The organism is Microcoleus sp. K5-D4, from assembly GCF_036704575.1.
Lineage (GTDB): Bacteria > Cyanobacteriota > Cyanobacteriia > Cyanobacteriales > Microcoleaceae > Microcoleus.
On sequence record NZ_JAUBSD010000027.1, the window covers coordinates 41,489 to 55,850 of the forward strand.

Genomic DNA, 14,362 nt, shown 5'->3' on the forward strand with positions numbered 1-14,362 from the left:
AGATGACTTCAACTTCACTTAAAACCCATCGAGCTAATATTTTAGTTGTGGACGATACGCCAGAAAACCTGCGGCTGCTGGCAGGAATTTTGAGCGAAAAAGGCTATCAAGTTCGCCCCGTACCCAATGGCAAGCTAGCATTGTCTGCTGCTCAAAAAATACCCCCGGATCTTGTGCTGCTGGATATTATGATGCCGGAAATGGACGGCTATCAAGTTTGCCAGCAACTCAAAGCTTCGGAAATTACCAAAGACATTCCTGTTATTTTTATTAGTGCGATCAATGACGTGCTGGATAAAGTTAAAGCTTTTGCAGTGGGCGGAGTTGACTTTATTACTAAACCGTTTCAAATTGAAGAAGTTTTAGCCCGGATAGAAACTCACTTAAAAATTTGTTCACTGCAACAAACTTTGCAAGAAAAAAATCAAGATTTAGCAAATGCCCTGCACCAACTGCAAGCAACCCAAGAGCATTTGATTCAATCGGAAAAAATGGCAGCTCTGGGACAACTGATTGCCGGCATTGCCCACGAAATCAATACCCCCTTGGGCATTATAGGTTCCTCTATTAATAATATATCTAATTTCTCCGACGAGTTTTTAGAAAAATTTGCTGAAATTTATCCACAACTTTCTGACGAAAGCAAAGCTTATTTTTTAGCTTTACTGTACAGAGCCACCCATCAAGAAGTTTTATTCACAAGCAAAGAGAAACGCAAATTTAAGCAGCAGTTGGCGGCGGATTTGAGCGCAGAGTCTGTTGAAAACTTCGAGGAAATTGCGGATACTTTAGTTGACATGGAAATCTACGAAAACATAGAAGAGTTTTTGCCGCTTTTTAAATCGCCGGATTGGGAAGTAGTTTTAAATAGTGCTTACCAGTTTGCGAGTTTCAAAAAAAGTATTAGCCTGATCCAAAGAGCAACAGCGAAGTCGGGTAAAGTAGTATTTGCCTTAAAAACCTACGCTCATTTTGATAGCAAACCAGAAAAAGTCCAGGCCAACTTGCATGATGGCATTGAAACGGTGTTAACCCTTTATCAAAATCAACTAAAACACGGTATAGAAGTAGTAAAAGATTATGGAGATTTACCCCAAATTATGTGCTATCCCGATGACTTAAATCAAGTTTGGACTAATCTCGTTCATAATGCCCTGCAAGCCATGGATTATAAAGGTATTTTGATGATTGAAACTCGGCAGCAAGAGGCAAATATTTTCCTCAAGTTTACTGATAACGGCAAAGGTATTCCCTCAGAAGTTATTCCCAAAATTTTTCAGCCGTTTTTTACGACTAAATCTGCGGGCGAAGGTAGCGGTTTGGGATTGGATATTGTGAAAAAAATTGTGGAAAAACACGAAGGTACAATTGCTGTAGATTCTGTACCGGGGCAGACAACTTTTACAGTCTCGCTGCCAATTTATTAAACAAAACTTATTTGCAGGGGGCTGATTCCCGGTGACACCCGTCGCTGTCTCGCAGATAAATACAAGATTTATTACAAGAAACCGGGTTTATCTTCGGAAGTCCTATTAAAATAAGATAGGGGGCAGATATCCTGCATCTTTGCCGGAAATCAATGTAAAAAGAATTCATGTCAGTAAACCTACTACAATTTAAGCAGAGAGAAAAAGATGAATAAGCCTGTAATTCTTTGCGTTGATGATGAACCGGATATCCTGAATACTCTCAAGGTTCAGCTCAAAAATGAATTTAAAAATGATTACTTTTATGAATTAGCTGAAAGTGGTGATGAAGCTTTAGATTTACTGGAGGAATTTCAAAAAAAAGCTCGGGTGATTGTGGTTGTTTCTGATTGGCTGATGCCGGGAATTAAAGGTGACGAACTTTTAATTAAAGTTCACCAAAAATATCCTAAAATTATTAAAGTGATGTTGACTGGACAAGCGGATGCAGGGGCAGTTCAGCGGGCATTAGAAGAAGCAGATTTATACTGTTGTTTGTACAAACCCTGGCAAAGCAAAGACTTAATAGACATTATAAAATCTGGGCTGGCTAAGTTATGAAAAAACCTGTGATTGTTTGTATTGATGATGAACCTGACGTTTTGAAGAGTTTAAAGATTGAACTGAAAAAGGCGATCGGCGATCGGTGTATAATTGAAACCGCTGAAGGGGGGGCTGATGCTTTAGAGTTGCTGGCTGATTTGCAGGCAGATGAATACGAGATTGCTTTGGTGCTTTCCGATTATATCATGCCGGATATTAAAGGGGATGAGCTGCTTAGAAAAATTCACGAAAGCTCGCCGGAGACGCTGACCATTATGCTAACGGGGCAAGCAGATTTGGAAGCCCTGAGTAATGCTATTAAGTATGCTAAATTGTACCGTTATATCCCTAAACCTTGGCAAAATGAAGACTTAAAATTAACGGTAGTAGAAGCTGTTCACAGTTATTTGCAAGATCAAAAGTTAACAGATGAAATTCATAAGCGCCAAGAAGTAAACGATGAGTTAAAGCTAGTAAATGAGGCGCTGTCTGCGAGTGAAAGTCGCCTGAGTCAATTTTTAGAAGCTTTGCCCGTGGGGGTATCTGTTTATCATCCCGATGGTTCGATCGCCTATTTCAACCAAACAGCGCGGGATTTGCTGGGTGCAAACACTATCCCGGAAAGCACTGCGGAACAATTAGCTGCCACTTATCAACTTTATGTTGCCAATACTGATGAGCTGTACCCCCCGGATAATCTGCCAATTTTGCGTGCACTGAAAGGAGAATCTGTCAAGGTTGACGATGTAGAACTCCGTCAAGATGGCAAAAGAATTGCGATCGAGATCAATACGACGCCGATTTTTGACGCTAGCGGAAATATTGTTTATGCGATCGCAGCTTTTCAAGATATTAGCGATCGCAAACAAGCCGAAAAAATACTAGCAGAATACCACCACACCTTAGAAGCCAAAATTGACGAACGCACAGAACAACTGCAACAAGCCGCCTTAGCTGCTGAAGCAGCAAACAAAGCTAAAAGCACGTTTATTGCCAATATGAGCCACGAGTTACGCACCCCTCTCAATTCTATACTCGGCTTTGCACAAGTCATGGAACCCAGCCCGGATCTGACTGTCGAAAACCGAGAAAATATGAGAATTATTCGCCGTAGTGGCGAACACTTGCTGAGCTTGATAAATGAAGTGTTAGACTTGTCAAAAATCGAAGCGGGACGGATGACACTCAACCCGAAAAACTTCGACCTCTACCGCTTGCTTGACGATTTGCAAGATATGTTTCAACTGCGAGTACATAATCAAGAATTGCAGTTGCATTTCCAGCGCGATGCTGATGTTCCTCAGTACGTGCGAACCGATGATATTAAACTGCGACAAGTGCTGATTAATCTTCTGAGTAATGCGATTAAGTTTACCCAAACAGGCGAAATCATCTTAAGAGTGATCAAGTTAGAAAAATCGGGATTTCTGGATTTATTGGATAGTCCCACAGCTTGCTTTGATACCACAAGAAGTATTCGGGAATTTTCGAGAGCTAGCAGTGATTTTGCCAAGGTTGAATGGAGCGATGAGGCTGATTATTCAACTGTGCCGGGTTTTTTCCTTCTATTTGAAATAGAAGATACAGGAGTTGGCATTGCTCCCGAAGAATTGGGCAATATTTTTAAGGCGTTTGTGCAAACCGCTTCCGGTAAAAAAAATCAGAAAGGCACGGGTTTAGGATTGAAGATCAGCCGTCAATTTGTCCGCCTGATGGGAGGAGAAATTGTCGTAGAAAGTCAACTGGAACTCGGCACTACTTTTAAATTTGAAATTCCAGTCGGTGCAGTTTATGCTGCTGAGCTTCCAGATCCGGAAATTAACCGCGAAGTTAGTGGGTTGGAACCCAATCAACCGTGCTACCGGATTTTAATTGTGGACGATCGCGAAGACAACCGCCAACTTTTAGTTAAAATGCTTTCTCCTTTAGGTTTCCGGGTGGAACAAGCCACCAACGGCCAGGAAGCAATAGAAATGTGGGAAAATTGGCATCCCCACTTAATTTTGATGGATGTGCGAATGCCAGTGATGGACGGCTACGAAGCTACTAAACAAATTAAGGCTAGAATCAAGCAGAGAGAGCAAGAGGGGGAAATGAATATTTCCCATCCCGACTCTCCGATTCCAAAGATTATTGCTTTGACAGCTAGTACAATTGAAGGGAGGCAAGCGTTTGCTTTATTAATCGGCTGCGACGATTTTATTAGCAAACCTTTCCGCAAAACAGATATATTTGATGCCATCAACAAACATTTGGGGGTGAAGTATCTCTACTCTAACTCAAGGGACTTTATCTCAATAGGCGATCGAAATAATTTATCTGGCTACCTCCCTAATGCTGCGCTTGCTTATTTACCTACACTTCCCGCAGAATGGGTAGACAACATGAAGCAGGTAATCCGCAGTGCTGATTTTGACTTAATTGTCAGGACAATAGACGAAATAAGGGAGCCTCATCCTGAATTTGCGGAAATCCTCCAGGGTCATCTCGATAATTTTGATTACCAGAAAATTCTCAATTTAATTGCCGAGGCGGAGGAATCAGATAATGCAGATGAAGGCGGAACAAACTGAAAACGCTCAAGCAGATATTTTAGTAGTTGACGATACGCCAGATAATCTGCGTTTGTTGATTAGAATTTTGCAAAAAAATGGCTATAAAGTTCGACCGGTTACTAATGGTTTTTCGGCGTTAGATGCAATTCAATCCAGCCCACCCGATTTGATTTTACTCGATATTATGATGCCGGATATTGACGGCTACGAACTATGTAAAAAATTAAAATCACAAGCGAAACTCAGGGAAATTCCAATTATTTTTCTCAGCGCGCTAGAAGAAGGAATAAATAAAGCAAAAGCTTTTGAAGTGGGCGGAGCAGATTATATCACCAAACCTTTTCAGGTGAAAGAAGTATTGGCACGAGTGAGCAATCAACTTACTGTGCGTTCATTGCAAATGCAATTGCAAGAAAAAAATCAAAAATTGACCGCTCAAAATATCCAGTTGCACCAGGAAATCGCTGAACGCCACCAGGTGGAAATGGAAACAAGATTGCTGCTGGAGGCTACTCAAGCTATTAGCAAGTCTGAGGATTTTGACTCTGCTATAGATTTGATTTTAGGTTTAATTTGCAAAACTATTGAATGGAATCTGGGCGAAGCTTGGATTCCTTGTAGTGAGGGGTTTTTAAAATGCGCTACAGGCAGGTACGTTAGTGACTTGAGTTTTGCTCAATTCCGACAAACAAGTTGGCAGTTAATTTTTGCTCCCGGTGTGGGACTCCCAGGTAGGATTTGGCAGTCGCAGCAGTCTGAATGGATCGATGATGTTTCTACTGCACCGCAACAAGTTTTTTTACGAGCGGAAATTGCAGTAAGTTTGGGATTGAAAGCGGCTTTTGGGGTGCCAATTGTAGCGGACAATCAAGTGTTAGCTATTTTGATTTTTTATCGCGAAAAAGTTCTGAAATGTCAGCCACGCTTGTTAGAATTAGTGAGCGCGGTTGCTACGCAGCTTGGTTCGTTGATTCAGCGGAAACAAGCTGAAGCAGCGCTGAAAGTGCAGCAAGCACAAACAGAGAAATTGCTGCTGAATATTTTACCGAAACCTATTGCGGATCGCTTACAAAAAGAGCAAAAGTTGATAGCGGATCATTTTGATGAGGTAAGCGTCTTGTTTGCTGATTTGGTGGGTTTTACGCAGTTTTCTGCTCACAAAAGTCCAACGCAGTTGGTAGAAATTTTGAACGGGATTTTCTCGGAGTTCGATAGGTTGTCTGAATTGCACGGGTTGGAAAAGATTAAGACGATTGGGGATGCTTACATGGTGGTTGGGGGTTTGCCGACGCCACGGGAGGATCACTCTGAGGCGATCGCACTTTTAGCTTTGGAGATGCAGGCAGCTTTGAGGAGGTTTAATGCCAAAATGGGAGAAAATTTTCAATTGAGGCTCGGAATTCACAGCGGTTCGGTGGTGGCTGGCATTATTGGGATTAGTAAATTTAGCTATGATTTGTGGGGTGATACTGTTAATGTTGCTTCACGCATGGAATCTAACGGATTGCCTGGTAAAATTCAAGTGACGGCGGCGACTTACGAGCGTTTGAAAGAGCAGTTTGTTTTGGAAGAACGGGGTCATATCCCGATTAAAGGTAAAGGAAGAATGCTGACTTACTGGTTAATTGAAGAACAAAATAAATATTTTTAATTTTTTGATGTTAATTTCAATTAATATGAAAAGTAGACCGCATTTATACTTTCAGGAGGGCTAATCCTTTGCAAACAGTTGAAACAAAATCGCCGACAGCATGGAAAAAAGTCGTGGTTATTTTAATATCACTACTAGCAGTAGCGGTACTGTCGATCGCTACTTTTATCGCTATACCCGGAGAAAAAACAATGTTTGCTGGAACAAGACCTGCCAATATCGGGATTCAGTCAGAAAAACTCGCAGCGTGCCCGAGTTCCCCCAACTGCGTCAGCAGCTTCAGTCAAGATGCCGAACACAAAATTGAGCCTTTGGCATACACTTCGTCCGCTGCGGAAGCTATGGTAAAGCTCAAAGGAGTGATCGAGTCCTATGGAAAAACTAAAATTATCACGGCAACTGATAATTACCTGTATGCGGAGTTCACCAGTGCTTTGATGGGGTTTGTTGATGACGTTGAATTTTTGGTAGATGATGAAGCAAAAGTCATCCATGTGCGATCGGCTTCGCGTCTGGGACAGTCGGATTTGGGAGTTAACCGCAGTCGGATAGAAGCTATCAGAACTCAATTCAATCAACTCTGAACTTAAAATTTCTAACTTTCCCGAAGCCCCTCTCCTGCAAGATGAGGGGCTTTAATTTTTGTCTATTACTATGTAATGCTGATTTGTCACCACCTAGTTAACAATTATTAACAATAGGCACACCACAAAGGAGTCTCCTGCAGAGGGAGGAGGACACAGCAATGCCGTGTTCCTACGGTTGGCTTTGAGTTTTAATACTTGTTATAAGATTGACGATTGTAGAGTTTTACAATCTTTAAAATAGCTGAGCGCGCTAGCACAGAAGCAGAGATGCCGTAGTATTCCTATAGTATTAAACAACCTAAATTATACACTTCTGACTTTAGGGAGAGGGAAGTTGGCGAATTAATTTCTACTATTAATTTAAGTAGAGCAAAGAGGAAAAAACACATGGCACTTCAAAGATTAGCAGAATTTTACCCTAACTATCAGGAAGAAATCTTTGCTGGAGACGACATCAAGGGATTTGATGTTTATGCTGGCGACTCTGATGAAAAAGTAGGCACAGTTTATGATGCTTTGGTTGATGACACTGGTCGTTTCCGCTATCTGGTAATTGATACGGGTATTTGGATTTTTGGCAAAAAAGTATTGTTGCCAATCGGCTCGGCCCGCTTCGACTACGGAGCCCGTCGCGTCCACGCCACAGGCCTTCGCAACAAAGCTCAAGCAGAACAATTGCCTGCTTACAATGATTTAGAAGCAGTAGATTACGATCGCGAAGAACAGGTAAGAGGCGTCTACCGCAATCAAGGAACTGCCGCTGCCACTGCAACTCCTGCTAGCTACGATCGTAGCAGCTACAACTACGATATCGACCGCCCTCTCTACGAAACCAACGAACAGCAGCACCAAAATCTCAAGCTTTATGAAGAACGCTTGATTGCCAACAAACACCGCGCAAAAACAGGCGAAGTAGCAGTGGGCAAGCGCGTGGAAACTGAAACAGCGCGAGCTTCAGTACCCATTGAAAAAGAACGAGTTGTAATCGATCGAGTAACCCCGGTAGAAGCGGGTCGAGTAGTTTCAGTCGGTGAGGCTGACTTCCAATCAGGGGAAGTTGCACGCATGGAAGTCTACGAAGAAACGGCTGACATTCACAAGGAAGCTTTTGTCCGGGAAGAAGTCAACGTCAGAAAAGAAGTTGTTCGCAGCACGGTTGAGGGCGAAGAAACCTTGCGTCGTGAAGAATTAGACGTTAAGACTGATGGAACTGCGGTTGTAGATAATAAAAATAACAAGATCTAAACCAACCGCAACAGCTATTGCATAGGAATTGCGCCTTAAGGACATAATTCTGTCACCGCGCAGGTTTGATTGGATTGGTAGTTATCGCGCAATTCCTATGTGAGGGGCGGGGGGGTACAAAACTTGTCTAGTTTTGGCAACGTTTATGCACTTTCCCCGCCTTTACCAATTTCCCCTTACCAATTCATAAGAAAAATCTCTAAGCAGGAAAGTTTAAAAAATGAACGGTCAAGCATCAGCAGAAAAGATAGCAACTGCCAAATCAATAACCCGTCTCAACCGGGTACCTGAAAAAGTCAGAACTAAGCTAAAAAGTTTTACCGTGAAAGACAACCAAGGTCACTTGGTAGGCAAAGTTAAAGATGTATATTTTGATGCTAACGGTAAGTTAAACTTTGTGGTGGCTGGGCTAGGCAGCGAAAACGCCCGCATTTTTTTATTAAGTGTTAAGCTGCTCAAAAAAGTCGATTATCACCAAAAGGCGCTGTTTGTAACTATTAATTCGGATCAAGTCGATCTGCTGCCAGTAGTTTCGGCAAATGGCGGGCATCCATATTTAGAAAATGCCTCTGAACCGGATAGTGAATTTAGCAACAGTGAGTTAACAAATCCCTCAACAGTTATGTCAAATCTAACAGATGCCGATCGCACAGATGCAAATTGGGAGACAGATCAGGATGAGGAAAACTTGGATATTGTCGATCAAGAAGTAATTCGCCTGCTAGAAGAACGATTGGTGATCAATCGCAGCAAGCGCAAAGTCGGCGAAGTCATAGTGCGAAAAGAAATTGAAACTCGGATGGTACAAGTACCCATCCAGTGGGAAAAGCTGATTGTCGAACAAGTCGGCGACGATCCGAAGGTGTTGGCAGAAATAGATTTAGGCGAAGGACACATCACCGGTATAGATTTGACCGAGATTAAGAGCGATCGCCATGAACCGACAGTTAAGGCTGAATTTACCTCTGTGCAGAAAGCTAGCAAAATCTTAAATTCGATCGCCTCTCAACCCCGTCACGGTTGCGTCAAAGTCCGCCTCGAACTCGTTCTCGAAGACAAGCAACTTGAGGATACTTACCAAAAATGGATGACCGAACACCACTCAGAAAGTTAAAATATTCGTCCTTTTCCGTGTAGATTTTAGCTATTAGCGAGAAACTTAAATCTAAGAGCGGACTGTGGCGATCCCTGATCGGGAGAAAGTTCACCGCCATCTACTAACATCATGTTCGGTAAATTAACCGTCATTTTTGTAGGGGCGGATTCACCCATATCTATAATATAAGCGCGAGATGCCTCAACCCGCCCCGATCGGGATATTGAAATTTTTAGCGATCGACCTCTAGACAAAATTGTACGGACTTGCGGTAAAATTGTGGTGGTCAAATTTAAAAGTATTTGAAAATGCCCAGCACAATCTCCGACATTAAAGTAACAACGATCGCAGGCGAAGACAAGCAGCTAGGAGAGTACGCTGGCAAGGTACTCTTGATAGTTAATGTAGCTTCCAAATGTGGCTATACACCTCAATACAAAGGACTCGAAGAATTGAGCCAGAAGTACAGCGCGGCTGGACTCCGTGTTTTAGGATTTCCCTGCAACGACTTCGGAGGCCAAGAACCCGGAAGTAATCCAGAAATCGTCAATTTCTGTACTACCAAATACGGCGTCAGCTTTGAATTATTTGACAAAGTACGCGCTAAAGGTACTCAGCAGCACCCGCTATACGCTAAGCTTACGAGTGCAGTCGAGCCCAAGGGTGAGGTTTCCTGGAATTTTGAGAAATTCTTAGTTAGCAAACAGGGTGAAGTGGTGGCCAGATTCCGCAGCAGTGTTGGCCCCGATTCGCCAGAACTAATCGCTGCTATTGAGCGAGAATTGGCAAAATAAGAAGTTCGGCAACTAAGCTGTGTACAGGATTTAACTGATTTAACGGATGGATGTTTAGGGAAGACGGAAGAAATTAATAGGCTTTTTTTCTAATAAATTGAGAGCTAATTTTTTCTTCTGATATTCCCCATTGTGTGCAAGCACTCAACCATGAAAAAATACCGATGATTGTATTTAATTGGAGAACAGTTTAATTTAATGGAAAATACATCGGGATTAGATTTAGTTGTAGGTGTACTTGCCTTCGCAATTCTGGCAGGGGGTCTGGCAATGCTATTTGTAGGCATGGCATCGTTTCCTAAAGAAAAATAATACTAATCGATATGATGTGCGATCGCACAACTCGAATAAAAGTTTTGGTAGTGAGGACTTCAGTTATCCTAGAAATCGGATGGCAGTAGTCCTCACTACCAACTTAAAATGCTTATTTTACAGGGCACCCTCTGAATAAATCAAACTGCATTCAATTTGAACATTCGCAATTGACAATCATGCAAACTACCGAAAACAACGTCAAAATTGTCCTCGCGCCGGGGAATTTGCGCCGCGTTCACCATATCGCTTTAAACGTGCGCGACATGAAAGCTTCCCGGCACTTCTACGGTACAATTCTCGGCCTCCACGAACTAACAGGTGCAGAAATTCCCGCAACTTTAACAGAAATGGTAGCGGCTGGTAAAGTTGCTAATTTCGTCACCCCAGACGGCACTGTTATTGACTTATTTTGGCAGCCAGACTTAGAACCGCCAAACCCAGACCCGGAGAAAGCTTTTACCCGCGCCAACCACTTAGCCTTCGACATCGATCCGGCTTTGTTCGATCGCGCTCTGGAAGTGCTAAAGTCAAATCAAATTGCGATCGACAGCGGCCCCGTCACTCGCGCTACAGGACGCGGCATTTACTTTTACGATCCTGATGGATTTATCATCGAAATCCGTTGTGATCCAGTTTAAACACTCGCTATCTGGTTCTTGGTAGTCCGGGTGCACCCTACATTTACTCTTTGGATCGCCGTGAGTAGTGTTATTTTCCGTCTTGGCTAATAGGTTGCTTCGGCCAAGTAAACCGAAAAGTTGCTCCCTCACCTTCAGCAGATTCGAGGGAAATACTGCCCCCTTGACCTTCGACAATTTTTTTCACCAGCGACAAACCAATCCCAGTATTTTCAACTTTATCGCGAGCTTCCAAGGTCTGAAAAATCACAAAAACTTTATCGTGATATTGAGGATCAATCCCCGGCCCGTCATCTTCTACAGAAAACTCGTAAAAATCATCTAACTCTTTAACCGATATTTTTACATGACCCGATTCAGCTCGGTTATGCTTAATTGCGTTGCTAATTAAATTAGAAAAAACCTGCTGTAGCAGCAATTTTTCGGTCACAAAAGTTGGCATTCCCGGTTCAACTTTCACCTCAAATCCAGACGGCGGCGCCAACGAATCAATAATTTCTGCTAATAACTTCTCAACTTTTACCATTTCTGAAGGCACTTGAATCCGTCCGACGCGCGAATATTGCAGTAATCCCTCAATCAAACCTTCCATCCTGTGAACTCTGCCGCGCAGCAGGTTCATTTGGTGCAGAGTCTCCTCTGTCATCGACTCGCTGAGGTCTTCTTCTATCCAACTGCTGAGATTGGCGATCGCCCTGAGTGGCGCTTTCAAATCGTGAGAAACTACATAAGCAAACTGGTCTAATTCTTGATTCCGCTTTCTTAAACTATTCGTCGTTTGAGCTAGATTTTGGGCTGTCAACCTCAATTCTTGAGCGCGCAACCGCAGCGATTCCTCAGCTTGTTTGCGTTCTCTAATATCTTCAATCACACTCATCAGAAATGGAGTGCCATTTTGTTCTCGCAGCAGCGAAACCGTTAAGTTTGCCCACACCAACTCTCCGTCTTTGCGGATGTAGCGCTTTTCCACAGAGAAATTTTCAATTTCTGCTGCTAACAATTGGCGCAAAAGTTCCAGTTCGCTTGCCAAATCTCCAGGCCAAGTAATATCCTGAAATCTTTTCTCCACCAATTCTTGCCGGCTGTAGCCCAAAATTTCGCAAAGTTTTTGATTGACTAAGAGAAATTTGCCTTCCACAGTCGCTTGAACCATGCCTACTGCCGCCTGCTCAAAAGTAGCGCGAAACCGCTGCGCGCTTTCGGCTAAAGCAATTTCTGAGCGTTTGCGATCGCTAATATCGTTGCTGATTTCCAAAATAGCCACTGGTTGATCTTGCTTGTCGTACTGCAAAGTCCAGCGGCTTGCCACCGTTATTTTTGTCCCGTCTTTCTTAGTTCGCACCAGTTCTCCTTGCCAAGAACCCTTCTCGAAAAATACTTTTTGAATTACCTCAAAAGGTTGGGCCCATTCTGTTTGTAAAAGCTTGTGAATATTTTTTCCTATTGCTTGCGACTTCCGCCACCCGTAGAGCCACTTCGCCCCTAAATTCCAATAAGAAATTACCCCATTCAAGTCTAGGACCGCGATCGTATCATTTGCCAAATCCAGCATTTGCGCTTGCTTTCGCAGAGTTTCTTCGGCTTGTTTTCGTCCTCGGGCATCGCGGCAAATCGCAATAAACAAGTGTTGATTTGCCAGACGCATTTCGCTGACAGCCAACTCCATCGGGAACTTCGTTCCGTCGTGTCGAATTCCAACTGTTTCTTGCTGGTAAGTCTTCAGCCTAGTATCTGGATGTAACACAAAATATTCGATCGAATAATCCCCCACACTGCTGTGCGGCAGCGGTTGAGCTATCAGCCGCCGCAGGTTAGATCCCATTATTCGATCGGCTTTCTCGCCAAAAATCTTTTCTGCTGCCCTATTAAAAGACTCAATATTTCCCTGTGCGTCCAAAGTAATAATACCGTCAGCCGCATTGTCTACCACAGCTTGAATGCGACTTTTACTTTCTTCCAAGCCCGCTTCCCGCTTGCTCAATTCCTTCTCTAAACTATCAAATAAATACCAGGAAGCCCCTGCACCCAAACAGCCGGAAAGTAAACCCGCAACTTGCACAAAATTAATGAAATCTACTAACTCCCCTAATTGCCGATCTAGACTTTTCTGGTAGGCTTCGCCGGCATTAGCAAACACATTAATTTTTGCGCGCAGGTTCTCCCTCCTCAATTTGCCTTGAGTGAACACCTCAATTATTTCCGGCGACTGCATCCTTATTGCCGAACTGTCCAGCTTATTCAAAGTGTTTTGCAAGAAATTTATATGCTGTTCGGTACTTTTTTTAATTTCTTCAAATCGCTGAGCTTGCAGTTTGTTTTCTTGAACCAAAACGTTGAGTTTAGCCAGTAGCGGAGGCAAACTCTTCTTTGCTTCTAAGTAGGGTGATAGAAATTCGCGGCGCTTTGTCAAGCCATAACCCCTAACGCTCGTTTCCGCATCCACCACCAGGGTTATCATGCGGTTAGTTTCCTGAAGTAATGCCTTATTAGTATCTGCTCGCTTTCTTATCTGTAGGGCACTATCCCGGAGGGCTGCAATTGCTAGCAGCGAAGCAAACAGAAAAATCATGGGAATAGCAATGATGACTGTTCCCCGCTGGCGAATTGGTCGGTCTGTCCATACAAAGTGGAGGCAGCGATCGAGCAAATACTTCACGGATATTGAAGGAGAAAGTTTGCTGCCAGTATATCGCTTTTTGACAGTTTAAGCTATGGATAAGTTTGTTTTGTTTGGTTTGACGATCGTCGGGGACTAACCGTGGAAACTAGATTAGACCCCTGCGATATCTACCTGCTGACACTAACAGCAGATTTTTTGGCACGGTGTTTAAATGGAGGCAGGGAGAAAGAAAGGACTTTTTTCGACACCGAGACAGCAGGCGAAGCAGAAACGATCCTTTCTGCTTTACCTTCGTTTTCGCCTTCGGCTTCTGCTTTTAAACTAGAGTCTGTTTCGCAAGTGTTTGGAACACTTGTAACTACAGTAGTCCACCTGCCTGTAGCCGGATCGCGATAACAAGTAAAAGGGTTTATTTTTAGCGGTTGACTGCAAGGTTTAATCATGTAGATGCACTCCTTTGATTCTGAGAAATTGTGCATTGCTTTCAGCAGCAGTGCTATCTCGCCCGTAGAAGCAGTATGAAGGCAAAAAGCAGAATTGTGTTTCTGCGTCCAGAGACTTTTGAAACTTCCTGATTTCCTGTTAAATTTTGCCTTCTACTGCTTCGCGACCATAGCATTACTTTTACCAAATTGCCTTTCTGGAAGCAACCCCCCACCGCCTTAATTAGGTTGAGGTGGGACTTGTGAATGCAGCGAGGCCCCCTATCGTGCCTGCAGGACAATCTTGGAATAATATAGGTATTCTAGGCTGAAAAAAAATGCTACTGTGTGATCGAAAACAGAGGTTGATCGCGATCGGTGTCACAATAAAAAAGGGAATGGGTAATTGGTAATGGGAGAATGGGTAATG

The 14,362-nt window shown here is 43.2% G+C and carries 12 protein-coding genes; 9 read left to right on the forward strand and 3 right to left on the reverse strand.

Features of this window, described 5'->3' with window-relative positions; genetic code table 11:
* Positions 1-2 precede the first annotated feature (2 nt).
* The 7 genes from QUA77_RS11230 (at position 3) to QUA77_RS11260 (ending at position 9,161) form a co-directional block, all read left to right on the forward strand.
* The gene (locus QUA77_RS11230) at positions 3-1,427 is read left to right on the forward strand and encodes a response regulator (protein ID WP_333450181.1); all 1,425 of its coding nucleotides are present in this window, start codon (positions 3-5) and stop codon (positions 1,425-1,427) included.
* Positions 1,428-1,634: 207 nt separating this feature from the next.
* Positions 1,635-2,027: a response regulator gene (locus tag QUA77_RS11235; protein WP_333450182.1), complete on the forward strand. Its 393-nt coding sequence runs from the start codon at positions 1,635-1,637 to the stop codon at positions 2,025-2,027.
* Complete coding sequence (locus tag QUA77_RS11240) at positions 2,024-4,582, forward strand: response regulator (protein ID WP_333037117.1); 2,559 nt, start codon at positions 2,024-2,026, stop codon at positions 4,580-4,582. Before QUA77_RS11235 ends, QUA77_RS11240 begins: the two co-directional genes overlap by 4 nt.
* On the forward strand, positions 4,557-6,215 hold the full coding sequence (locus tag QUA77_RS11245; RefSeq protein WP_333450183.1) for an adenylate/guanylate cyclase domain-containing protein: 1,659 nt from the start codon (positions 4,557-4,559) through the stop codon (positions 6,213-6,215). The genes QUA77_RS11240 and QUA77_RS11245 overlap by 26 nt, the downstream gene beginning before the upstream one ends.
* Positions 6,216-6,283: 68 nt before the next feature.
* Positions 6,284-6,799 carry a DUF1499 domain-containing protein gene (locus QUA77_RS11250; RefSeq protein ID WP_333450184.1) on the forward strand — a complete coding sequence of 172 codons (516 nt, stop codon included), beginning with the start codon at positions 6,284-6,286 and terminating at the stop codon, positions 6,797-6,799.
* Between the two features lie 390 nt (positions 6,800-7,189).
* A complete protein-coding gene (locus QUA77_RS11255; protein ID WP_333037114.1) occupies positions 7,190-8,047 on the forward strand; it encodes a DUF2382 domain-containing protein in 858 nt (285 codons plus the stop codon).
* A gap of 220 nt (positions 8,048-8,267) precedes the next feature.
* Positions 8,268-9,161, forward strand: coding sequence for a DUF2382 domain-containing protein (locus QUA77_RS11260; protein WP_333037113.1), 894 nt, complete (start codon positions 8,268-8,270; stop codon positions 9,159-9,161).
* Between the two features lie 26 nt (positions 9,162-9,187).
* Here the strand turns inward: QUA77_RS11260 and QUA77_RS11265 are convergent, their stop codons facing one another.
* Positions 9,188-9,433, reverse strand: coding sequence for a hypothetical protein (locus tag QUA77_RS11265; protein WP_333037112.1), 246 nt, complete (start codon positions 9,431-9,433; stop codon positions 9,188-9,190).
* 18 nt (positions 9,434-9,451) lie between these two features.
* Here QUA77_RS11265 and QUA77_RS11270 point away from each other — a divergent pair, with 18 nt between their 5' ends.
* Together QUA77_RS11270 and QUA77_RS11275 are read left to right on the forward strand one after the other, a co-directional pair.
* On the forward strand, positions 9,452-9,937 hold the full coding sequence (locus QUA77_RS11270; protein ID WP_333037111.1) for a glutathione peroxidase: 486 nt from the start codon (positions 9,452-9,454) through the stop codon (positions 9,935-9,937).
* A gap of 491 nt (positions 9,938-10,428) precedes the next feature.
* The gene (locus QUA77_RS11275) at positions 10,429-10,890 is read left to right on the forward strand and encodes a VOC family protein (protein WP_333037110.1); all 462 of its coding nucleotides are present in this window, start codon (positions 10,429-10,431) and stop codon (positions 10,888-10,890) included.
* Between the two features lie 70 nt (positions 10,891-10,960).
* Here the strand turns inward: QUA77_RS11275 and QUA77_RS11280 are convergent, their stop codons facing one another.
* A complete protein-coding gene (locus tag QUA77_RS11280; protein ID WP_333037109.1) occupies positions 10,961-13,546 on the reverse strand; it encodes a PAS domain S-box protein in 2,586 nt (861 codons plus the stop codon).
* A gap of 131 nt (positions 13,547-13,677) precedes the next feature.
* A complete protein-coding gene (locus QUA77_RS11285) occupies positions 13,678-13,953 on the reverse strand; it encodes a hypothetical protein (RefSeq protein ID WP_333037107.1) in 276 nt (91 codons plus the stop codon).
* Positions 13,954-14,362 lie beyond the last annotated feature (409 nt).